The following is a 22,490-nucleotide window of genomic DNA, read 5'->3' as shown; positions in this document are numbered from 1 at the left end:
CCGACCGGGTCTTCGAGCACGGTCCCGTGCAGCGACGGAAGACCCCCCCTCACAGAGCAACACCGCACCAGGGAGCTGTTTCCATGAGCGCCGAGACTCCTGCTGCACCCAGCCAGTTCACCCGCTGGAGGCTGCAGTTCCGCGCCTGGCGCGGCATGAGGCCGTTCTGGGCCGGTCTGTTCATGATGATCGGCGGCGTCCCGATCATGTACTTCCCGTACGCGCACCTCACGATCGGTCAGCTGACGATCCGCATGTCCACCACGGCCGGTGCGGGATCGCTGATCATCGGAGTCCTGCTCGTCGTGCTGGGCGTCAGCGTCTGGTTCCAGCAGCACATTCGCACCTTCGCGGGTGTCGCGGCGATCCTGCTGGCCCTGGTGTCCCTCCCGGTCTCCAACTTCGGTGGCTTCGTCGTCGGCTTCCTCTTCGGGCTGATCGGCGGTGCGATGGCCATCGCGTGGGTGCCGGGGACCCCGCCGGAGCCGCAGGCGGAGCAGACGCCGGACGGCCTGGGCGGCGCGCCCGAGAGTGCCGTCACCGATCTCACCAAGGCCGACGACGCGCCCGCTCGTGTCGAGGTCGCTGACGCGCCTGCTCGCTTCGAGGCCGACGGCGGGCCGGAAGAGCCGAACGACATGTCAGAAACGAGCCCGGCGAACGGGGCGAACGGGAGGCACAGTGTCGGCTGACGAGGTGACGCACGGGGCGGACGCGGACGCGTCCCGTGTGAGAACCGGGCCACGCCACGCGGCACCCAGGAAGCCGTTGCTCGCCAGGATCCACCTGCCGGCGGGCAAGGCGATCGCCCTGGCGGCGATGCCGACGGCCGTTCTCATGGGCATGGGATTCACCCCGACGCTCGCTCGCGCGGACGACCAGCCGACCTCGAAGAGCCTCACGGCCGAGGAGTACCAGGCCTGCGTCGACGCCATGACGGCCGAGGCCTCCGCCTCCGCGTCGCCCTCGGCCTCCGAGACGTCGTCCGACACCAAGGACGAGTCCACGAGCGACTCGAAGGACACGACCTCCAAGGACACGACCTCCAAGGACGACGACAGCGCCTCGGACGGCTCCTCCTCGTCGGATTCAGGTTCCGACGACACGGCCGAGCCCTCGCCGTCGGCCTCCTCGGCCGCCTCCTCGACGGACACGTCGGGGTCGTCCTCCGACGACACCGCGACGGCCAGCCCGTCGGCCACGGAGACGAGCAAGAACGTCCTGGAGACCATCGGCGACGCCATCAAGGACGTCTTCGACGGCGACAGCTCCGACGACTCGACCGCGACGGCGAGCCCGTCGCCCTCCGCGTCCGCCTCGGAGAGCGCCGCGGACAGCGGCACGGACACGTCCTCGGGCTCCTCCGGCGCCACCAAGGAGACGACCGAGAAGACCTCCGGCACGGTGAAGGACGCCGCGAGCGAGGCCGCCGAAGCGGCCGCCGCCGCCGACACCGCGACGGACGCAGCCGAGACCGCCGACGCCTCGGCCAGCGCCTCGCCGAGCCCCTCCACGAGCGCCACCACGGACGTCGAGGACTGCCCGGTCGCCACGGACGACGAGAGCGGCGTCGACAACAAGCTTGCCCTGCCCGACGACCCCTGGTACCTGAACGCCAGTTCGCTGCTGCTCAAGGGCGCCGACTACCAGGGCATAGTCAAGGTGAAGACGTCCAACGGCAAGACCAAGCAGGTCCTGAAGTACGTCATCTCCGGCGGCACCGACATCGGCGACCTGCACCAGACCGTGATCGACAAGCAGGCGGGCAAGACCTACCACGTCCAGGCGGGCAAGGGCACCACGTCCACGATCAAGGACGGCGACACGGTCATGTACACCGAGAGCATCTCGGGGAACCTGTTCGGCCTGATACCGGTCACGTTCACCCCGGAGAACCCGCCGCCGCTGAACATCCCGCTGATCTACTTCACCAACGTCAAGGTCCAGCAGGCCGGCCAGTTCGGCGGCACGCTGACCGTGCCCGGCCTGCACCAGTACACCACCTGAGCCGTCGGGTCACAGAGCCAGTTCGGGAGCCGCTCACAGCCGAGGGCGCCCCCCTGCCACAGGGGGGCGCCCTCAGCGCCGTACAAGCCCCTTGTGGGGGCGGGTGGTTCAGTCGATCGCGCCGCCGCCCAGGTGGTGGACGCGGAGCATGTTGGTGGTGCCGGGGACGCCGGGGGGCGAGCCGGCGGTGATGATCACGGTCTCGCCCGGGTTGAAGCGGTTGATCTTCGCGATCTCCTGGTCGACCATGTCGACCATTTCGTCGGTGCTGTTGACGAAGGGCACCACGTGGGACTCGACGCCCCAGCTGAGCGTCAGCTGGTTGCGGGTGCCCTCGTCGGTGGTGAAGGCGACGATCGGCTGCTGCGCGCGGTAGCGGGAGAGCCGGCGGGCGGTGTCGCCGGACTGGGTGAAGGCCACCAGGCCCCGGCCGCCGAGGAAGTCGGCGATCTCGCACGCGGCGCGCGCGATCGAACCGCCCTGCGTACGCGGCTTCTTGCCCGGCACCAGCGGCTGGAGGCCCTTGGCGAGCAGCTCCTGCTCGGCCGCGGTGACGATCTTCGACATCGTCTTCACGGTCTCGATCGGATAGGCGCCGACCGAGGACTCCGCCGACAGCATGACCGCGTCCGCGCCGTCCAGGATCGCGTTGGCCACGTCGGAGGCCTCGGCGCGGGTCGGGCGGGAGTTGGTGATCATCGACTCCATCATCTGGGTCGCCACGATCACCGGCTTGGCGTTGCGCCGGCACAGCTCGATGAGGCGCTTCTGCACCATGGGGACCTTCTCGAGCGGGTATTCGACGGCGAGGTCGCCACGGGCGACCATCACGGCGTCGAACGCCATCACGACGTCCTCCATGTTCTCGACCGCCTGCGGCTTCTCCACCTTGGCGATGACGGGGACCCGGCGGCGCTCCTCGTCCATCACGCGGTGGACGTCGGTCACGTCCTTGGCGTCACGGACGAAGGACAGCGCGACCATGTCGCAGCCCATGCGCAGCGCGAAACGGAGGTCCTCGACGTCCTTCTCGGACAGCGCAGGCACGTTGACGGCCGCGCCGGGCAGGTTGATGCCCTTGTGGTCGGAGATGACACCGCCCTCGATGACGATCGTCCTCACCCGCGGGCCCTCGACGTCCAGGACCTTCAGCTCGACGTTGCCGTCGTTGATCAGGACCTGGTCGCCGCGCGAGACGTCGCCGGGCAGGCCCTTGTACGTCGTGCCGCAGATCGTCTTGTCGCCGGGGACGTCCTCGGTGGTGATGGTGAACTCGTCACCCCGCACCAGCTCCACCGGACCCTCGGCGAAGGTCTCGAGACGGATCTTCGGGCCCTGGAGGTCGGCGAGGACACCGATGGCCCGGCCGGTCTCCTTGGAGGCGGCCCGGACCCGGTCGTAACGGCCCTGGTGCTCGGCGTGGGTGCCATGGCTGAAGTTGAAGCGGGCCACGTTCATGCCGGCTTCGATCAGGGCGACGAGTTGCTCGTGGGAGTCGACCGCGGGGCCGAGAGTACAGACGATTTTCGAACGGCGCATGGGGCGATCCTATCGGTTTGTTTCGCTACGGAATATTCCGTCTGGTGGAAGATACAAATGGGCGGGTTCCTGCTCAGTTGCTTTCCTGATCGGTCACCACGTCCGCGGAGCCGCATATCAATTCCGCCCGACCAATGCGTAGGTCTGCGTGGCGATCTCGAGTTCCTCGTCCGTCGGCACCACGGCGACCGCCACCCGGGCGCCCGCGGGCGAGATCAGCCGGGGCTCGTCGCCCCGTACGGCGTTGAGCCCGCCGTCCACCGCCAGGCCCAGGGTCTCCAGGCCCGCGACGGCCGCCGCGCGCACCTCGGCCGCGTTCTCGCCGACCCCCGCGGTGAACGCGACCGCGTCCACCCGCCCGAGGACGGCGTAATAGGCACCGATGTACTTCTTCAGACGGTGAATGTAGATGTCGAAGGCGAGCTTCGCCCGTACGTCGCCCTCGTCGATCCGGCGCCGGATCTCCCGCATGTCGTTGTCGCCGCACAGTCCGACGAGCCCGCTCTTCTTGTTGAGAAGAGTGTCGATTTCGTCGATGGACATTCCGCCAACTCGTGCCAAATGGAAGATGACGGCCGGATCGACGTCCCCGGAGCGCGTCCCCATCACCAGTCCCTCCAGCGGCGTCAGGCCCATCGAGGTGTCCACGCACCGGCCCCCCTCGACCGCCGACGCGGACGCCCCGTTGCCCAGGTGCAGCACGATGACGTTCACCTCCTCGGGTGTCCGGCCGAGCAGCTTCGCCGTCGCCCGGGAGACGTACGCGTGCGAGGTCCCGTGGAAGCCGTAGCGCCGGACGCGGTGCGCGTCGGCGGTCTCCACGTCGATCGCGTAGCGGGCGGCGGCCTCCGGCATCGTCGTGTGGAAGGCGGTGTCGAACACGGCGACCTGGGGCAGGTCGGGCCGCAGGGCCCGGGCGGTGCGGATCCCGGTGAGGTTGGCCGGGTTGTGCAGCGGTGCCACGGGGATCAGCCGCTCGATCTCGGCGAGGACGGTGTCGTCGACGACCGTCGGCTCGGTGAACAGCTTCCCGCCGTGCACCACCCGGTGCCCGATGGCGGCGAGCTCGGGCGAGTCCAGCCCCAGGCCGTCCCGGGCCAGTTCCTCCGCCACGGCCTTCAGCGCGGCGCCGTGGTCGGCGATCGGCCCGGTCCACTCACGGGTGTCCCCGCCGGCCGCGAGCGGCGTGTGCCTCAGCCGTGAGGTCCGCTCACCGATGCGCTCGACGAGCCCGCTCGCCAGCCGGCCGCCCTTCCGCATGTCGAGCAGCTGGTACTTCACCGACGAGGAGCCGGAGTTGAGAACGAGGACGCGGGTCGCGGTCACTGCTGGGGAGCCTTCTGGTCGAGGGTCTGGGCCTGGATCGCCGTGATGGCGACGGTGGTGACGATGTCGGGGACGAGCGCGCCCCGGGACAGGTCGTTGACGGGCTTGCGCAGCCCCTGGAGCACCGGCCCGACGGCGATCGCGCCGGCCGAACGCTGCACGGCCTTGTAGGTGTTGTTGCCCGTGTTGAGGTCCGGGAAGATCAGCACACTGGCCTGGCCCGCCACTTCGGAGCCCGGCAGCTTGGTCGCGGCGACGCTGGGCTCGACCGCGGCGTCGTACTGGATCGGCCCCTCGATCTTCAGATCGGGCCGCCGGGAGCGCACCAGCTCGGTGGCCTCGCGCACCTTGTCGACGTCGGCGCCCGACCCGGACGTACCCGTCGAGTACGACAGCATCGCGATCCTCGGTTCCACACCGAACTGGGCGGCGGTGGCGGCCGACTGGATGGCGATGGCGGCGAGCTGCTCGGCGTCGGGGTCGGGGTTGACCGCGCAGTCGCCGTAGACGAGGACCTTGTCGGCGAGGCACATGAAGAAGACGGACGAGACGATGTCCGCGTCCGGCTTGGCCCTCCCGTCTCCCACCACCGCCCTGTCTGACGCGCTTCGCGCGGCCCCTCTTGTCTTGATGATCTCGAAGGCGGGCCGGATGGTCGCCGCCGTGGAGTGCACGGACCCGGAGACCATGCCGTCCGCGAGCCCCTCCTGCACCATCAGCGTGCCGAAGTAGTTCACGTCGGAGACGACGTCGTACGCCAGCTCCACGGTGACGCCCTTGTGGGCGCGGAAGTGCGCGTACCGCTCGGCGAAGGCGTCCCGCAGTTCGCTGGTCGCCGGGTCGATCACCTGGCAGCCGCCCAGGTCGATCCCGAGGTCGGCGGCCTTCTTGCGGATCTGGTCCTCCGGTCCGAGGAGGGTGAGGTCGCAGACACCGCGCCGCAGCAGCACCTCGGCCGCGTGCAGCACCCGCTCCTCGGTGCCCTCCGGCAGCACCACCCGCCGCCGGTCGGCGCGGGCCTGCTCCAGCAGCTTGTGCTCGAACATCATCGGTGTGACGCGGTCGGTGCTGGGGGCGGAGACGCGCTTGAGGAGCCCGGCGGTGTCGACGTGCCGCTCGAACAGTCCGAGCGCGGTCTCGGCCTTGCGCGGGGTGGCCGCGTTCAGCTTGCCCTCCAGGGAGAACAGCTGCTCGGCGGTGGGGAAGCTGTTGCCGGGCACCGAGAGGACGGGGGTGCCGGGGGCGAGCCGGGCGGCGAGGGTGAGGATCTCGTCGCTCGGGACCTCGTCGAGGGTGAGCAGCACCCCGGCGATCGGCGGGGTGCCGGCGCTGTGTGCGGCGAGCGAGCCGATGACCAGGTCGGCCCGGTCGCCCGGGGTGACCACCAGACAGCCCGGGGTCAGGGCGTTCAGGAAGTTCGGCAGCATCGCGCCGCCGAAGACGAAGCCGAGGGCGTCGCGGGCGAGCCCGGCGTCGTCGCCGAGCACCACCTTCGCGCCGAGCGCGTGGCTGACCTGGGCGACGGTCGGCGCGGACAGGGCGGGCTCGTCGGGCAGCACGTAACAGGGGACGGGCAGCCGCTTCGCCAGTGCCTCGGCCATCTCGTCGCGGTCCTCGCGGGCGACCAGGTTCGCGACCATGGCGAGCACGTCGCAGCCGAGCGCCAGATAGGCGCGGTAGGCGTTGCGCGTCTCGGCGAGGACGGACTCCGCGCCCTGCTTCCGGCCGCCGACGACGGGGATCACGGACGCGCCGAACTCGTTGGCGAGGCGCGCGTTGAGGGCCAGCTCGTCGGGGAACTGGGTGTCGGCGTAGTCCGTGCCCAGGACGAGTACGACGTCGTACTCCCGGGTGACCCGGTGGAACCGTTCGACGAGGGTGGAGACCAGTTCGTCCGCGCCCTGTTCGGCCTGGAGGGTGGACGCCTCGTGGTAGTCCATGCCGTAGACCGTCGCCGGGTCCTGGGTGAGCCGGTAGCGGGCCCGCAGCAGCTCGAACAGCCGGTCCGGCCGGTCGTGGACGAGCGGCCGGAAGACGCCCACCCGGTCCACCTGCCGGGTCAGAAGCTCCATGACCCCCAGTTCGACGACCTGCCTGCCGTCGCCGCGGTCGATACCGGTCACGTACACGCTGCGGGTCACGCGAGCACTCCGTTTCGTCTGGTGGTGTGTCGAGGCGGTGTGGGGGGCCGGGATCATAAAAATCGCCCACCTGGGTGAGCAGAACCCTCTTGACAATACCCCCGTGCGTGGATAAGGCGCCCGTCAAGAGACAGTGCCCTCGGCGGCGTGGAACAATCGGACCCGGCTCACCCGCGTCCACAGCGAGCAGGAGACACAGCACGATGCGCATCGGAGTTCTCACCGCAGGCGGCGACTGCCCCGGCCTGAACGCAGTGATCCGGTCGGTGGTGCACCGCGCGGTCGACAACTACGGCGACGAGGTCATCGGCTTCGAGGACGGGTACGCCGGTCTCCTGGACGGCCGTTACCGCAGCCTCGACCTCAACGCGGTGAGCGGCATCCTGGCCCGCGGCGGCACGATCCTCGGCTCCTCGCGCCTGGAGCGCGACCGGCTGCGCGAGGCCTGCGAGTCCGCCTCGGACATGATCCACGACTTCGGCATCGACGCGCTGATCCCGATCGGCGGCGAGGGCACGCTGACGGCGGCGCGCATGCTGAGCGACGCGGGTCTCCCGGTGGTCGGCGTCCCCAAGACCATCGACAACGACATCTCCTCCACGGACCGCACCTTCGGCTTCGACACCGCGGTCGGCGTGGCCACGGAGGCGATGGACCGCCTCAAGACCACGGCGGAGTCCCACCAGCGCGTGATGGTCGTCGAGGTCATGGGCCGCCACGCGGGCTGGATCGCCCTGGAGTCGGGCATGGCGGCGGGCGCCCACGGCATCTGTCTCCCCGAGCGCCCCTTCGACCCCGCCGACCTGGTCAAGATGGTCGAGGAGCGCTTCTCGCGCGGCAAGAAGTTCGCCGTGGTGTGCGTGGCGGAGGGCGCCCATCCCGCCGAGGGCACCATGGACTACGGCAAGGGCGCGATCGACAAGTTCGGCCACGAGCGCTTCCAGGGCATCGGCACGGCCCTCGCGTTCGAGCTGGAGAAGCGGCTCGGCAAGGAGGCCCGGCCGGTCATCCTCGGCCACGTCCAGCGCGGCGGCGTCCCCACGGCCTACGACCGCGTCCTCGCCACCCGCTTCGGCTGGCACGCCGTGGAGGCGGCCCACCGCGGCGAGTTCGGCAGGATGACGGGCCTGCGCGGCACCGACGTGGTCATGGTCCCGCTGGCCGAGGCGGTCACCGAACTCAAGACGGTCCCGAAGTACCGGATGGACGAGGCGGAGTCGGTTTTCTAGTCCGCCTTCCGGGGGAGCGTCGCACCATGGACGCTCTCTACGAGGTGAACGGCACGCTCGACGCGCACGTCCGGGAGCGGTTGCTCGCACCGAACTTCTGGCACCTCGCGACGGTCGGCCCGGACGGCGCCCCGCAGATCTCCCCGATGTGGGCGGACCTGGAGGGCGAGTACGTCATGGTCAACACGTCCGTCGGCCGCGTGAAGGAACGCAACCTGCGCCGCAACCCCTCGGTGTCCCTCTCCCACCACGACACCGGCAACCCCTACGACCGCGTCGAGATCCGCGGCCGGGTCGTGCGGTTCGTGGAGGGCGAGGAGGCGGAACGCGCCATGGACCGCCTCACGCAGAAGTACATCGGCGAGCCGCGCTATCCCTGGCTGTTGGAGGGGGAGCGGCGCGTGATGCTGCTCATCGAGCCGGTGAAGGTGCGCAGGGTGGTGGGCGTGGAGCCGTTCAGGGACGGCGTGCTGTAGGGCGTCGTACGGCCGGAGCGGTCATCGCCCCTTCCCCGCGCCTCCCTTCACCCACCGATAGACCAACTCGGGCCTGCCGACCTGCCCGTACAGCGGCTTCCGCTCGGCCCTGCCGGCCTCCACCAGGTGCTCCAGATAGCGCCGGGCGGTGATCCGGGAGATGCCGACCTCCTCGGCCACGCCCGCCGCCGTGAGGCCTTCCGTGGCCTCCCGGACGGCCTCCGTGACGCGTTCCAGGGTCGGGGCGCTCAGGCCTTTGGGGAGGGCCGCCGGGCCCGGGGCGCGCAGGGCGGCGAGGGCGCGGTCGACCTCGTCCTGGCCGCTCGCCTCGCCGGCCGCGCCGCGGAACTCCGCGTAGCGGACCAGACGGTCACGCAGCGTTGCGAAGGTGAAGGGTTTCAGGACGTACTGGACGACGCCCAGGGAGACGCCCTCGCGGACCACCGTCAGATCGCGGGCCGAGGTCACCGCGATGACGTCCGCGTGATAGCCGGCCGCCCGCAGGGAGCGGGCCAGCTGGAGGCCGTGCGCGTCCGGCAGGTGGAGGTCGAGGAGGAGCAGGTCCACCGGGGTGCGGTCGAGGAGGCGCCGGGCCTCCGCGCCCGTGTGCGCCTTTCCGACCGCGACGAATCCCGGCACCCGCCCGACGTACATGACATGCGCGTCCGCGGCCACCGGATCGTCCTCGACGACCAGCACTCTGATGGGCTCACCCGGTCCTGCCGGCACTTCTGGCACTTCCGTCATCCTTTGACTCCAGGTGCCGCCGTCGCCCGCCGCAACGGCAGCCGCACCATGAACGCGGCCCCGCCGCCCTCCGCCTCCGCCACCGACAGCGTCCCCTCGTGCCGGTGCACGGCCTGCCGGACCAGGGCGAGACCAAGACCACGCCCCCCGGGACCCGACGGCTTCGTCGAGAAGCCCCGTTCGAAGACCAGGGAGGCGTGGGCAGGATCCACCCCCGCGCCGGTGTCCGCCACCCCCAGGAGCAACTCGTCCCCCTGGGTGCGCGCGGTCACCGTGACCCGTGCCCGTACGCTGCCCTGCGCCGCGTCCACCGCGTTGTCGATGAGGTTGCCGAGGATGGTGACCAGGTCCCGGGCCGGCAGCGACGGCGGCAGCAGACCGTCGTCCAGTCCGCTGTCCTGCGACACCACCAGCTCCACGCCCCGCTCGTTCGCCTGGGCCGTCTTGCCCAGCAGCAGCGCCGCGAGGACGGGCTCGCTCACCGCCGCCACCACCTGGTCCGTCAGCGCCTGGGCCAGCTCCAGCTCCGCCGTCGCGAACTCGACCGCCTCGTCCGCCCGGCCCAGCTCGATCAGCGAGACCACGGTGTGCAGCCGGTTGGCCGCCTCGTGCGCCTGTGAGCGCAGCGCCTGGGTGAAGCCCCGCTCGGAGTCCAACTCGCCCATCAGGGACTGGAGTTCGGTGACGTCCCGGAGCGTCACGACGGTACCTCTGCGTTCTCCGCCGGACACCGGTGACGTGTTGATCACCAGCACCCCCGCCGCCGTCAGATGCACCTCGTCCACCCGGGGCTCGGAGGCCAGCAGCGCGCCCGTCAGCGGGGCCGGCAGCCCCAGGTCCGCCACCGACTTGCCCACGACGTCCCCCGGCACCCCGAGCAGCTCCCGCCCGCCGTCGTTGATCAGCGCCACCCGGTACTGCCCGTCCAGCATCAGCAGCCCCTCGCGCACCGCGTGCAACGCCGCCTGGTGGTAGTCGTGCATCCGGCTCAGCTCGGCGGCGTTCATGCCGTGGGTGTGCCGGCGCAGCGAGGCGTTGATGACGTACGTGCCCACCGCGCCCAGCAGCAGCGCGCCCGCCGCCGCCGAGAACAGGGCCGTGACCTGGTCCTGGACCCGCTTGCTGATCGCCTCCACCTTGATGCCCGCGCTGACCAGCCCGATGATCCGGTCGCCGTCCTCGATCGGGGTGACCGCCCGCACGGACGCGCCCAGCGTGCCGGTGTACGTCTCGGTGAAGGTCTCGCCCGCCAGGGCCTGCGCCGTGTTGCCGCGGAAGTGCTGGCCGATCTGGGTCTCGTCCGGGTGGGTCCAGCGGATGCCCTCCGGATCCATGATCGTCACGAAGTCGACCTCGGTGTCCTTCATGACGCGCATCGCGTACGGCTGGAGCTCGGCCGTCGGGTTCGCCGTACCGATGGCCGTCCGCACCGACGGGGAGTCGGCGACCGAGCGGGCCACCGCGGTGGCCTGGCGGCCCGCGGCCTCCTCGGCCTGGGTGCGGTCGCTGACGTACGTGAACAGCGCGTACCCCGCCACCAGCACCGCTATCAGCACCGCCTGCATGGCGAAGAGCTGGCCGGCCAGGCTGCGGGGTCTCGGCACACGGACGGGAATGCGCATGTCGTCAGTGTGCCTCCCGTGTTAAGCGCGAACTAAATGAACGTAAGGGTGACCGCCCTCACAGGCCCGGAGATAGTCACTGCATTCCCCTTATCTCCCCGGACGTGAGCCGCACGCCGGTGATGCCGACGAAGACGTCAAGGAGGGCAGCCGTGGCCGCCAGCACCACCCCCAATACGGCACCTGCCGCACCCGCTGGGAAGCGGGACCGCACCCACTATCTCTACATCGCCGTCATCGCCGCGGTGGCGCTCGGCATCGCCGTCGGTCTGATCTGGCCCGACCTCGGCGTCGAGCTCAAGCCGCTCGGCACCGGTTTCGTGGCCCTGATCAAGATGATGATCTCGCCGATCATCTTCTGCACGATCGTCCTGGGCATCGGCTCCGTACGGAAGGCCGCCAAGGTCGGCGCCGTCGGCGGTATCGCGCTCGGCTACTTCCTGGTGATGTCCCTGGTGGCGCTGAGCATCGGCCTCGTCGTCGGCAACATCCTCCACCCGGGCGACGGACTGCACCTCACCGACGCGATCAAGGCCACCGGCCACGACCAGGTCTCCGACGAGGCACTGCCGCCGGTCGAGTTCGTCCTGTCGATCATCCCGACGACGTTCCTGTCCGCGTTCACCGAGGGCCAGGTCCTGCAGACCCTGCTGGTCGCCCTGCTCGCCGGCTTCGCGCTCCAGGCCATGGGCAACGTCGGCCAGCCGGTGCTGCGCGGCATCGAGCACATCCAGCGGCTCGTCTTCCGCATCCTCGCCATGGTGATGTGGGCCGCCCCGATCGGTGCCTTCGGCGCCATCGCCGCGGTCGTCGGCTCGGCCGGTCTGGACGCGCTCAAGAGCCTCGCCGTGCTGATGCTCGGCTTCTACGTCACCTGCTTCCTCTTCGTCTTCATCGTCCTCGGTGTGCTGCTGCGGGCGGTGGCGGGCCTGAACATCCTGGTCCTCTTCAAGTACCTCGCCCGTGAGTTCCTGCTGATCCTGTCCACCTCCTCCTCCGAGTCCGCGCTGCCGCGCCTCATCGCGAAGATGGAGCACCTCGGTGTCAGCAAGCCCGTCGTCGGCATCACCGTCCCGACCGGCTACTCCTTCAACCTCGACGGCACCATGATCTACATGACCATGGCGTCCCTCTACATCGCCGACGCCCTCGGTACGCCGATGTCGATCGGCGAGCAGATCCCGCTGCTGCTCTTCCTGCTCCTCGCCTCCAAGGGCGCGGCGGGCGTCAGCGGCGCCGGTCTGGCCACGCTGGCCGGCGGGCTCCAGTCCCACAAGCCGGCCCTGGTGGACGGCGTCGGCCTGATCGTCGGCATCGACCGCTTCATGAGCGAGGCCCGCGCCCTGACGAACTTCGCGGGCAACGCGGTCGCCACCGTCCTGGTCGGCACCTGGACCAAGGAGATCGACAAGGCCCGCGTCCAGCAGGTCCTCGCCGGTGAGCTGCCCTTCGACGAGCAGACCCTGCTCGACGACGGCGAGACCGTCACCGGCGGCGAGGTGCCCGAGCCCCGCGAGGACGGCCAGAAGGAACTCGCCAAGGCCTGACGGCCGGACCGCGGAACCCTTCGCAGGACCCCCCCCGAACCCCGGGTGTCCGGCCCCGCCTGAACCGGGGCCGGACACCCGGACGAGGCCCGGGCGGCTGAGCGCTCCCCCGTAGCTCAGCCGCCCGGCTTTTTCGTGTGACGGGATCCGGATCCTCACCGACCTCTTACCTGCCTCCACTAGCCTGCCGCGCCGACAGGGCGACGGGAGGCACGGGGGATGAAGATCGACTGGGACCGGCGGACCTGCGCCCGGCGCGGGCATGTGACGTACGCGCCGGACGAGCGGGGACTGCGGGTACGGCTGCGGGCGGAGACCGCCCTCGGCGAGGTCTGGCGCTGTCTGCGCTGCGGCGACTTCGTGCTCGGCGAGCCGCACGGCTCGGGACCCGCCGCCGACGCCCCGCTCGTCCCGCGCGGCAAGGTGCTCCGGGACCTCTTCGTGCTCCGCTTCCTCGCCGTCGAGCGGGCCGTGCGCGGCGTGTTCATCGTGCTGGTCGCGGCGGCCGTGTGGAAGTTCAGCAACTCCCGGGACGCGGTCCACCGCCTCTTCGACGAGTACCTCGACGTCCTGCGCCCGGTCTTCCGGCACTTCCACTACGACCTCGACCACTCACCGGTCGTCGGCACCCTCCAGAAGACCTTCGGCTACCGCCACTCCACGCTGATGCTGGTGGCGGGGCTGCTCCTCGCCTATGCCCTGATCGAGCTGGTCGAGGCGGGGGGCCTCTGGTACGCCAGGCGCTGGGCGGAGTACCTGACGGTCGTCGCCACCGCCGCCTTCCTCCCCCTGGAGATCTACGAACTCACCGAGCACGTCAGCTGGCTGAAGATCGGCACGCTGGTGCTCAACGTCCTCGCCGTCCTGTACATCCTGCTGACCAAGCGGCTGTTCGGGCTGCGGGGCGGGCACCGGGCCTTCGAGGCGGAACGGCGGAGCGCGTCCCTGCTGGAGGTCGAGGAGTCGGCGGGGCTGCCGGTGGGCGAACCGCTCTTGCCTTGACGTCGGCGTCAAGCCGTACGGTCGTACGCATGCGAATCGGCGAGCTGGCCGCACGGGCCGGGACCACCACGCGGACGCTGCGGTACTACGAGTCGCGGGGGCTGCTGCCCGCGCGGCGCGGGGAGAACGGCTACCGGACCTACGACGAGGACGATCTGAAGCTGCTGCGGCAGATCAGGACGCTCCAGGACTTCGGGTTCGGCCTGGAGGAGACCAGGCCGTTCGTGGAGTGTCTGCGGGCCGGTCACCCCGAGGGCGACTCGTGCCCGGCGTCGCTCGCGGTCTACCGGCGCAAGCTGGACGAGCTCGACGCGCTGATCGGGGAGCTGCGGGCGGTGCGCGAGCAGGTCGCGGGTCAGCTGGTGCGGGCCGAGCGGGCGCGGGACGCGCTGGCCGCCGAGGCGCGGGTTCCGGGGGGTCCGGAACCCGGGTGCGAACTGGGAGGCCGGTAGATGGTGACCGATGTGACGGACGCGGACTTCGAGGCCGAGGTGATCGGGTCCGAGCTGCCGGTGCTGGTGGAGTTCACCGCCGACTGGTGCCCGCCGTGCCGGCAGATGGGGCCGGTGCTGAAGGCGCTCGCCTTCGAGGAGGGGGACCGGCTGAAGGTGGTGCAGCTGAACGTGGACCACAATCCGGAGACGACCAACGCCTACAAGGTGCTGTCGATGCCGACGTTCATGGTGTTCCGGGGCGGTGAGCCGGTGAAGGCGATGGTGGGAGCCCGGCCGAAGCGCCGCCTCCTGGAGGAGCTGTCGGACGTGCTCTGACCTCGCACGATACAAAGAAATCCCCCGGGCAATTGCGCCCGGGGGATTTCTTTGCGTATATTCGATGGTTCGTGACTTCGAGATTATCGAGTCACAAAGAAGTTCAGTGAGCACAGTATATCCGGGCGGGAGCGGAATTGTCAAACACCGGCTTTCCAGACAGTGAATTGCGGCGCGAGCAGGAATTCATCGACGGCCTGTACGCCCGTGTGGACGCCCTGCGCGGTGACACCGAGGCCTCCGTCGGCGACGCGCTCGCCCAGGGGAACACACCCATGCAGGCCCGCCTGGAGCGGGACATCCTGGTCGCCGAGCGCTCGGGGCTGCTGGCCGCGCTCAACGCCGTCGACGGCTCGCTCTGCTTCGGCCGGATCGACCTGACCTCGGGCGTCAGCCACCACATCGGCCGGATCGGGCTGCGCGCCGACGACCCCGACCGCACCCCGGTGCTGATCGACTGGCGGGCGGACGTGGCCCGCCCCTTCTACCTGGCCACCGGGCACACCCCGCTGGGCCTGCGCCGCCGCCGGCACCTGACCACCGAGGGCCGTACGGTCACCGCCCTGCACGACGAGATCCTCGACCTCGGCGACCAGGAGCGCACCGGCCACGAGGACCCCACCGGCGACGACGTCCTGCTCGCCGCGCTGAACACCGCGCGCACCGGCCGGATGCACGACATCGTGCAGACCATCCAGGCCGAACAGGACGAGATCATCCGCGCCCCCCACCGGGGCGTCCTGGTCGTCGAGGGCGGCCCCGGCACCGGCAAGACCGCCGTCGCCCTGCACCGCGCCGCCTACCTCCTCTACGAACACCGCGAACTGCTCGCCAAGCGCGCCGTCCTCATCGTCGGCCCCAACCCCGCCTTCCTCGGCTACATCGGCGAGGTGCTGCCCTCCCTCGGCGAGACGGGCGTGCTGCTGGCGACCGTCGGCGAGCTGTTCCCCGGCGTGAAGGCGACGGCGACCGACACCCGCGAGGCCGCCGCGGTCAAGGGCCGCGCCGACATGGCGGACGTGCTCGCCGAGGTCGTCCGGGACTGGCAGTCGCTGCCCGACCCGGTGATCGCGATCGAGCACGACCGGGAGGTCCTGATGCTCGACGACGGCCTGGTGAAGGTCGCGCGCGAGCGCACCCGGGCCGCGCGGCTGCCGCACAACGTGGCCCGGGAGCACTTCGAGGGCCACATCCTCAACACCCTCACCGAGCTGTACGCCGAACGCGTCGGCACCGACCCCTACGACGGCTCCAGCCTCCTCGACGCCGCCGACATCACCCAGATCCGCGACGAGCTGGCCGAGAACCCCGAGGTGTGGGCCGCGATCGACCAGCTCTGGCCGCGGCTGACCCCGCAGCGCCTGGTCGCGGACTTCCTCGCCGACCCCGTCGGCCACCTCCCCGACGAGGACGCGGCCGCCGTCCGGCGCCCGGTGACCCGGGCCTGGACCGTGGCGGACGTACCGCTGCTCGACGAGGCCGCCGAACTGCTCGGCTGGGACGAGCGGGTGGCGCGGGCGCGCGCGGAACGGGAGCGCGAGACGCAGGTGGCGTACGCACAGGGCGTGCTCGACGTGTCGTACGCCTCCCGGACGTACGAGTTCGAGGGCGTCGACGACGAGGACAGCGAGGTCCTGTCCGCGCACGACATCATCGACGCCGAACGCTTCGCCGAGCGGCAGGAGGAGGACGACCACCGCAGCGCCGCCGAGCGCGCCGCCGCCGACCGGACCTGGGCGTTCGGGCACATCATCGTCGACGAGGCGCAGGAGCTGTCCCCGATGGCCTGGCGGCTGCTCATGCGGCGCAGCCCGACCCGCTCGATGACCCTGGTCGGCGACCCGGCGCAGACCGCGGAGGCGGCCGGCGTCGGCTCCTGGGCGGAGATCCTCCAGCCGTACGTCGAGGACCGCTGGGAGCACACCCGGCTCGGCGTCAACTACCGCACGCCCGCGGAGATCATGGAGGTCGCGGCAGCCGTCGTACGCGCCGGGGACCCGGACTTCGAGCCGCCGAGCTCGGTGCGCTCCACCGGGGTACGGCCCTGGGCACGCGCCACCGACGACCTGCCCGGCGCGGTCGCCGAGGCGGTGAGGGAGCTGACGCCCGCCGAGGGCCGGCTCGCCGTCATCGCCCCGCGCCATCTGCACCGCAGGCTCGCCCCCCGGCTGGACGGGGTGACGGCGGGCGCCGAACCGGACCTGACCCGGACCGTCGTGCTGCTCGACCCGCGCCAGTCCAAGGGCCTCGAGTTCGACTCGGTGCTGGTGGTCGAGCCGGGCCTCTACGGCACCAGCGACCTCTACGTCGCCCTCACCCGGGCCACCCAGCGCCTCGGTGTGGTCCATACCAAGGAGCTGCCGAAGGCGCTGGTGGCAGCCCTGGCCTGACGCGGGATCACCAAGACGTAACAGTTCGTGCCGTGATCACTGCGCGTGCACGGCCGGTGCGGTAAGCGTTGCCGTATGGAAGCCCAGCCCCACGCCACCGCACCGGCCGACAGCCCCGCCCTCGGTTCGCTGGCCGTCCAGCCGCTGCTCACCGCGGAGTTCGACGCCGACCCCGGCGCGGTGTACCGGCGGCTGCGCGCCACCTACGGCCCCGTGGCGCCCGTCGGCCTGATGGGCGTACCGGTGTGGCTGGTCCTGGACTACCGCGAGGTCCTGGAGGTCCTGAAGAACGAGAGCCAGTGGCGGCGGGACGTGCGCTACTGGCGGGCCCGGGCGCAGGGCGAACTGCCGTACGACTGGCCGCTGCTCGCGGGCTACGAAGTACGCCAGATGATGTTCATGGACGACGAGGAGCACCGCGCCGCCCGCCGCACCCACCACGCGGCCCTGCGCCCGTTCCAGGACGCCAAGAGCCCCGTCGGCTGGGAACTGCGCCAGGCCGTCGCCCGGTACGCCGACGAACTGGTCGCCCTGCTCGCCGCCGAGTCCGGCCGCACCGGCCACTGCGACCTGGGCGCCCAGTACACCCGCCCGCTCCTGCTGATGGTCACCACGAAACTCTTCGGCTGCCCGGTCGACCTCGGCGACGAACTGGTCATGGACCTGTGGCGGATGCTGGACGGCGGCCCCGACGCGGGCCCCGCCACCGGCCGGGCGCTGGCCGCCTTCACCCGCCTCGCCGCCCACCGCCGCGCCCGCCCCGGCGACGACCTCACCTCGTACCTGATGCTGGCCGACCCGGACCTCGACGACGAACAGCTCGGCCGGGAGCTGTTCATGAACGCCGTCTATCTCAACGACATCACCGGCAACATGGTCCTCAACACCCTGCTGGAGGTGCTGCGCGGCAACGCCACCGTCCGCCGCAGCCTGTCGGCGGGCCAGCTCGGCGAGACCGTCAACCGGGCCGCCCTCGCCAACCCGCCGGTCGCCAACATGTGCTTCCGGTTCGCGGCGCGGGACGTGCGGCTCGGCGGCTTCTGGATCCGCGCGGGCGACATCGTCTCCCCGTCCGCCGCCGCCGCCCACCAGGACCTGCTGGCCATCGGCTCCTCCACGATGGTCGGCTCCACCGTCTCCACCCGCGCCCACCTCGGCTGGGGCGCCGGACCCCACCAGTGCCCGAGCGCCGCCCGTGAACTCGGCGCCCTGATCGTCTCCACCGCTGTCGGGCGGGTCTTCGACCACTTCGCCCAGGCCGAACTCACCCTCCCGCCCGACCAGTTGCCCTGGCGCTCCGGCCCGGTGGTGCGCGGCCTGAAGGTCCTCCCGGTCCGCTACGCACTCTCGCCCGACGCCCCGGTCCTCCACCGCCCCGACCCGGGCCTCCTCCCCGCCGTCCCCCACCAGGAGAGCCAGGCGAGGGGCCTGCTGGCGGCACTGCGCCGCCTGATGCCCGGCGGCAGGAAGGAGAGCTAGTGCCGCGGCACTAGGCCGGCCGCAGCCACACCGTCGCGAGCGGCGGCAACGTCAGCCGGATGCTGGCCGGGCGGCCGTGCCAGGGCTGGGGCTCCGGCTTCACCGGGTGGGGGTGGGTGACGCCGCTGCCGCCGTAGCGTTCGGCGTCGGTGTTGAGGATCTCGTGCCAGGCCGGGATGTCGTCGGGGACGCCGAGGCGGTAGTCGTGGCGGACGACGGGGGAGAGGTTGGAGACGGACAGCAGCGGCGCGCCCTCCGCGTCCTGGCGCAGGAACGCGAAGACGTTGTCGTCGGCGGCGTCCCCGACCACCCACGCGAAACCGGCCGGATCGGTGTCCCGCTGCCACAGCGCGGGCGTAGCCCGGTAGGCCGCGTTGAGGTCACGGACCAGGTCGCGCACCCCACGGTGGTCGGGCTCGGCCCCGTACGCCGAGTCCAGCAGCCACCAGTCCGGGCCGTGCGCCTCCGACCACTCCGCGCCCTGCGCGAACTCCTGCCCCATGAAAAGGAGTTGCTTGCCGGGATGGGCCCACATGAAGCCCAGGTAGGCCCGCAGGTCGGCCCGCCGGCGCCACCAGTCGCCCGGCATCTTCGACACCAGGGAGCGCTTGCCGTGGACCACCTCGTCGTGGGAGATCGGCAGCACGTAGTTCTCGCTGTACGCGTACACCATCGAGAAGGTCATCTCATGGTGGTGGTACTTGCGGTGCACCGGCTCGTGGGCCATGTACTGGAGCGAGTCGTGCATCCAGCCCATGTTCCACTTCAGCCCGAAGCCGAGCCCGCCGAAACCGCTCGGGCCGCGATGGTGGGTGGCCCGGGTGACGCCGTCCCAGGCGGTCGACTCCTCGGCGACCGTGACGACCCCCGGGTTGCGCCGGTACACCGTCGCGTTCATCTCCTGGAGGAACGCCACCGCGTCCAGGTTCTCCCGGCCCCCGTGCTCGTTCGGCGTCCACTGGCCCGGCTCGCGCGAGTAGTCGAGGTAGAGCATCGAGGCGACGGCGTCCACCCGCAGCCCGTCGATGTGGAACTCCTCGCACCAGTACGTGGCGTTGGCCACCAGGAAGTTGCGCACCTCGCGCCGCCCGAAGTCGAACTCCAGCGTCCCCCAGTCGGGGTGCGCGGCCCGCAGCGGGTCCTCGTGCTCGTACAGCGGCCGCCCGTCGAACTCCGCGAGCGCCCACTCGTCGCGCGGGAAGTGCGCCGGCACCCAGTCCATCAGGACGCCGATGCCCGCCCGGTGCAGCGCGTCCACCAGGTACTTGAAGTCGTCCGGGGTGCCGAGCCGGGCCGTCGGCGCGTAGAAACCGGTGACCTGGTAGCCCCAGGAACCCCCGAAGGGATGCTCGGCGACCGGCATCAGCTCGACATGCGTGAAGCCCAGGTCACCGACATAGGAGGGCAGCTGCTCGGCCAGTTGGCGATACGTCAGCCCCGGCCGCCAGGACGCCAGATGGACCTCGTACACCGAGAACGGGGCCTCGTGCACGGGTATCTCGCCCCGCCGCGCCAGCCACTGCCCGTCGCCCCACTCGTACCGCGAGGCGTGCACGATCGACGAGGTCGCGGGCGGTACCTCCGTGCGCCGGGCCAGCGGATCGGCGCGCAGGGTGTGCGAGCCGTCCGGGCGGGCGATGTCGAACTTGTACAGCTCGCCCTCGCCGACTCCCGGCACGAACAGCTCCCACACCCCGGAGGAGCCCAGCGAACGCATCGGACACCCGGTGCCGTCCCAGAAGTTGAAGGACCCGGCCACCCGCACCCCGCGCGCGTTCGGCGCCCAGACCGAGAACCGGGTGCCGGCCACCTCCTCGTGGACCGTCGGGTGCGCGCCGAGTACCGTCCACAGCTCCTCGTGCCGGCCCTCGCCGATCAGATGCAGGTCCAGCTCGCCCAGCGTGGGCAGGAAGCGGTACGCGTCCTCGGTCTCCAGGGTCGTGCCCTCGTACTCCACCAGCAGCCGGTACGCCGGGACCTCCGTCAGGGGCAGCAGCCCCGAGAAGAAGCCGTCCCCGTCGTCGTGCAGCTCCGCCCGCAGCCCGCCCGCCACCACGGTGACCGACCGCGCGTACGGCCTGAGCGCACGGAAGACGACCCCGCCGGGCCCCGGGTGCGCGCCCAGCACGGAGTGCGGGTCGTGATGGGTGCCGTGCAGCAGCCGCTCACGGTCGGCGGCGTCCGGGGCGGGGGAGAAGGCCGGTGCCGACGGCTGCACCGGGGGCTTCTCCTTCTTCCCGTTCTTCCCGTTCTTCCCGGCGGCTTTCTTGCCCTTCTTCGGGGGAGTCACGTGCGGGGCCTCCTCAAGGCGCTTCGGGTGCGGCGAGGCGTTCTACGGCGGACAGCGGGACGGGCAGCCAGTCGGGGCGGTGCCGGGCCTCGTAGACGACCTCGTAGACCGCCTTGTCCGTCTCGAAGGCCCGCAGCAGCACCGGATCCGTGCGCGGATCACGGCCCGCCGCCTCGGCGTACCCCGAGCAGTACGCCGACCGGCAGGCATGCGCCCAGCCGGGGGCCGGCCGCTCGCACGAGTGGGCCGCGTAGTCGAAGGACCGCAGCATGCCCGCCACGTCCCGCACCGCGGGCTGCGGCATCCGGCGCTCCGCCGGCGGCCGGGCCGGCTCCCCCTCGAAGTCGATCAGCGACCACTGCCCGGACGGCGCCCGCAGACACTGCCCGAGATGCAGATCGCCGTGCACGCGCTGCGCGGTCCAGGTCTGCCCCTCCGCCGCCAGATCCGCCAGCGCGGTGAAGGCGGTGCGCAGCGCGGGCGCGTACGGCCGCAGCGCCGGCACCGCCTGCGCCGCCGCCTCCAGCCGTACGACCATCCCCTCGACCATCGGCTGTATCCGGTCCGGTCCGAGCGTCACCGTGGGCAGCGCCCGGGCCAGCGCCCCGTGCACCTCGGCGGTGGCCCGCCCCAGCGCCCGCGCCTCCGCGCCGAAGTCCTCCCCCTTGGCCAGCTCCCGCAGCGCCAGCTCCCAGCCGTCCGTCGCACCCTGCACATAGGGCTGGAGCACCCCGAGGACGTACGACTCACCGGCGCCGTCCTCCGCGTCCATCTCCAGCCAGGCGGTCGGCGCCGGCACCCGGGGGCAGCCCTCGCGGGCCAGCGCCAGCGGCAGCTCCAGGTCGGGATTGATCCCGGGCGCGACCCGGCGGAACAGCTTCAGGATGAACGTATCTCCGTAGACGACGGACGAGTTCGACTGCTCGGCGGTCATCAGCCGCGGGACCAGACCGGACCGGATCTCCTGCGCCGGGTCGCGTGCGCAGCGCAGGGCGCCGATCCGGGCCCGGGAGCGCAGCGCCTCCAGCAGCAGCTCGGCGGGCCGGGTGTCGTACAGGGCGTCGTACACCGTCCGCCCGGTCAGCGGCCCGTGGGTCACATGGCCGATCAGCGCGGGTGCCAGCCGGGGCGGCAGGGTCTCGCGGACCCCGATCAGGAGCTGGTAGCGGTCGCCGGGGGTGTCCGGCTGGTGGGCGCGCAGCACCAGGTGGTAGACGCCGAGCCGGGTGCCGGCCGGCAGCAGCTCGGTGGCCGCGACCAGCGAGAACCCGGTGACCGGGCGGCCCTTGCCGGCGAACCAGCGCTGCCGTGGCAGCCACTCCCGCAGCAGCGGGTCCAGTGACGCGAGGAGGCCGGGGCTGATCGTGCCGGAACCGCCGGAACGTGTGACAGTCTTCGCCATGGCGTCACATTCCTTTCCCCGGGTGGTCGGGGTGTTACTGATGCGTGCCCCGGGCGGGCCGGGGGAAACCGCCCCGCCGCAGGCCTTCTAGGCGCCTTCCCCGCGGAGCCGGAACCAGTAGAAGCCGTGTCCGGCCAGGGTCAGCAAGTAGGGCAGATCGCCGATGGCCGGGAAGCGCACCCCGCCGAACAGCTCGACCGGATGGCGTCCGTTGAACCGGCTCAGGTCCAGTTCCGTGGGCTGTGCGAAGCGCGAGAAGTTGTGCACGCACAGGACGAGGTCGTCCTCGTACTCCCGCAGGAACGCGAGCACGGCGGGGTTGGTGGAGGGCAGTTCGGTGTACGTCCCGAGGCCGAAGGCGGGGTTCTGCTTGCGGATCTCGATCATCCGGCGGGTCCAGTGCAGCAGCGAGGAGGGCGACGACATCGACGCCTCGACGTTGGTGACCTGGTAGCCGTAGACGGGGTCCATGATGGTCGGCAGATAGAGCCGCCCGGGGTCGCTGGAGGAAAAACCCGCGTTA

18 protein-coding genes are annotated in these 22,490 nt (G+C 71.2%); 10 read left to right on the top strand and 8 right to left on the bottom strand.

Annotation, left to right across the window (positions count from 1 at the left end):
- Positions 1–83: 83 nt before the first annotated feature.
- A complete protein-coding gene (locus tag AQJ64_RS44085) occupies positions 84–692 on the top strand; it encodes a DUF6114 domain-containing protein (RefSeq protein WP_055634596.1) in 609 nt (202 codons plus the stop codon).
- Positions 682–2,007 (top strand): hypothetical protein, encoded by a 1,326-nt coding sequence (locus AQJ64_RS44080; RefSeq protein ID WP_055634597.1) that lies wholly within the window; start codon positions 682–684, stop codon positions 2,005–2,007. Before AQJ64_RS44085 ends, AQJ64_RS44080 begins: the two co-directional genes overlap by 11 nt.
- A gap of 108 nt (positions 2,008–2,115) precedes the next feature.
- On the opposite strand, the gene pyk is transcribed toward AQJ64_RS44080, so the two are convergent.
- From pyk to pta, 3 genes are all read right to left on the bottom strand, one after another.
- Positions 2,116–3,546, bottom strand: coding sequence for a pyruvate kinase (gene pyk / locus AQJ64_RS44075; RefSeq protein WP_055634598.1), 1,431 nt, complete (start codon positions 3,544–3,546; stop codon positions 2,116–2,118).
- Positions 3,547–3,663: 117 nt separating this feature from the next.
- Complete coding sequence (locus AQJ64_RS44070) at positions 3,664–4,872, bottom strand: acetate kinase (RefSeq protein ID WP_055634599.1); 1,209 nt, start codon at positions 4,870–4,872, stop codon at positions 3,664–3,666.
- Complete coding sequence (gene pta / locus AQJ64_RS44065) at positions 4,869–7,013, bottom strand: phosphate acetyltransferase (protein WP_055634600.1); 2,145 nt, start codon at positions 7,011–7,013, stop codon at positions 4,869–4,871. The genes AQJ64_RS44070 and pta overlap by 4 nt, the downstream gene beginning before the upstream one ends.
- Positions 7,014–7,216: 203 nt before the next feature.
- Between pta and AQJ64_RS44060 the strand changes: the two genes are divergently transcribed.
- Positions 7,217–8,242, top strand: coding sequence for an ATP-dependent 6-phosphofructokinase (locus AQJ64_RS44060; protein ID WP_055634601.1), 1,026 nt, complete (start codon positions 7,217–7,219; stop codon positions 8,240–8,242).
- Positions 8,243–8,268: 26 nt separating this feature from the next.
- The gene (locus AQJ64_RS44055) at positions 8,269–8,718 is read left to right on the top strand and encodes a PPOX class F420-dependent oxidoreductase (RefSeq protein ID WP_055634602.1); all 450 of its coding nucleotides are present in this window, start codon (positions 8,269–8,271) and stop codon (positions 8,716–8,718) included.
- A 21-nt stretch (positions 8,719–8,739) separates the two neighbouring features.
- Here AQJ64_RS44055 and AQJ64_RS44050 read toward each other — a convergent pair whose 3' ends face one another.
- Both AQJ64_RS44050 and AQJ64_RS44045 read right to left on the bottom strand, forming a co-directional pair.
- The gene (locus tag AQJ64_RS44050; protein ID WP_055634603.1) at positions 8,740–9,465 is read right to left on the bottom strand and encodes a response regulator; all 726 of its coding nucleotides are present in this window, start codon (positions 9,463–9,465) and stop codon (positions 8,740–8,742) included.
- Positions 9,462–11,087, bottom strand: coding sequence for a sensor histidine kinase (locus tag AQJ64_RS44045; RefSeq protein ID WP_055634604.1), 1,626 nt, complete (start codon positions 11,085–11,087; stop codon positions 9,462–9,464). Before AQJ64_RS44045 ends, AQJ64_RS44050 begins: the two co-directional genes overlap by 4 nt.
- Positions 11,088–11,209: 122 nt before the next feature.
- On the opposite strand from AQJ64_RS44045, the gene AQJ64_RS44040 reads away from it, so the two are divergent.
- The 6 genes from AQJ64_RS44040 to AQJ64_RS44015 all read left to right on the top strand — a co-directional run bounded on the left by AQJ64_RS44040 (position 11,210) and on the right by AQJ64_RS44015 (position 18,275).
- Complete coding sequence (locus AQJ64_RS44040) at positions 11,210–12,634, top strand: cation:dicarboxylate symporter family transporter (RefSeq protein WP_397808769.1); 1,425 nt, start codon at positions 11,210–11,212, stop codon at positions 12,632–12,634.
- Between the two features lie 219 nt (positions 12,635–12,853).
- On the top strand, positions 12,854–13,636 hold the full coding sequence (locus AQJ64_RS44035; RefSeq protein WP_055634606.1) for a DUF2127 domain-containing protein: 783 nt from the start codon (positions 12,854–12,856) through the stop codon (positions 13,634–13,636).
- A 29-nt stretch (positions 13,637–13,665) separates the two neighbouring features.
- Complete coding sequence (locus AQJ64_RS44030; RefSeq protein ID WP_055634607.1) at positions 13,666–14,088, top strand: MerR family transcriptional regulator; 423 nt, start codon at positions 13,666–13,668, stop codon at positions 14,086–14,088.
- 3 nt (positions 14,089–14,091) lie between these two features.
- Positions 14,092–14,406, top strand: a complete 315-nt coding sequence (locus AQJ64_RS44025; RefSeq protein ID WP_099053977.1) for a thioredoxin family protein — start codon at positions 14,092–14,094, stop codon at positions 14,404–14,406.
- Between the two features lie 167 nt (positions 14,407–14,573).
- Positions 14,574–16,796 carry a HelD family protein gene (locus AQJ64_RS44020; protein ID WP_055634609.1) on the top strand — a complete coding sequence of 741 codons (2,223 nt, stop codon included), beginning with the start codon at positions 14,574–14,576 and terminating at the stop codon, positions 16,794–16,796.
- Between the two features lie 75 nt (positions 16,797–16,871).
- Positions 16,872–18,275, top strand: coding sequence for a cytochrome P450 family protein (locus AQJ64_RS44015; protein ID WP_059203545.1), 1,404 nt, complete (start codon positions 16,872–16,874; stop codon positions 18,273–18,275).
- 10 nt (positions 18,276–18,285) lie between these two features.
- Here AQJ64_RS44015 and glgB read toward each other — a convergent pair whose 3' ends face one another.
- From glgB to AQJ64_RS44000, 3 genes are all read right to left on the bottom strand, one after another.
- Positions 18,286–20,493 carry a 1,4-alpha-glucan branching enzyme gene (glgB, locus tag AQJ64_RS44010; RefSeq protein ID WP_059203547.1) on the bottom strand — a complete coding sequence of 736 codons (2,208 nt, stop codon included), beginning with the start codon at positions 20,491–20,493 and terminating at the stop codon, positions 18,286–18,288.
- A gap of 85 nt (positions 20,494–20,578) precedes the next feature.
- On the bottom strand, positions 20,579–21,967 hold the full coding sequence (locus tag AQJ64_RS44005; RefSeq protein WP_055638305.1) for a maltokinase N-terminal cap-like domain-containing protein: 1,389 nt from the start codon (positions 21,965–21,967) through the stop codon (positions 20,579–20,581).
- Positions 21,968–22,054: 87 nt separating this feature from the next.
- On the bottom strand, positions 22,055–22,490 hold a 436-nt coding region (locus AQJ64_RS44000), incomplete at its 5' end, for an alpha-glucosidase C-terminal domain-containing protein (RefSeq protein WP_211286541.1).

The organism is Streptomyces griseoruber (genome assembly GCF_001514205.1).
In the GTDB taxonomy this organism is placed as follows: domain Bacteria; phylum Actinomycetota; class Actinomycetes; order Streptomycetales; family Streptomycetaceae; genus Streptomyces; species Streptomyces griseoruber.
Note: the sequence above shows the minus strand (reverse complement) of the source record. Positions and strands in the feature narration are given on the sequence as shown.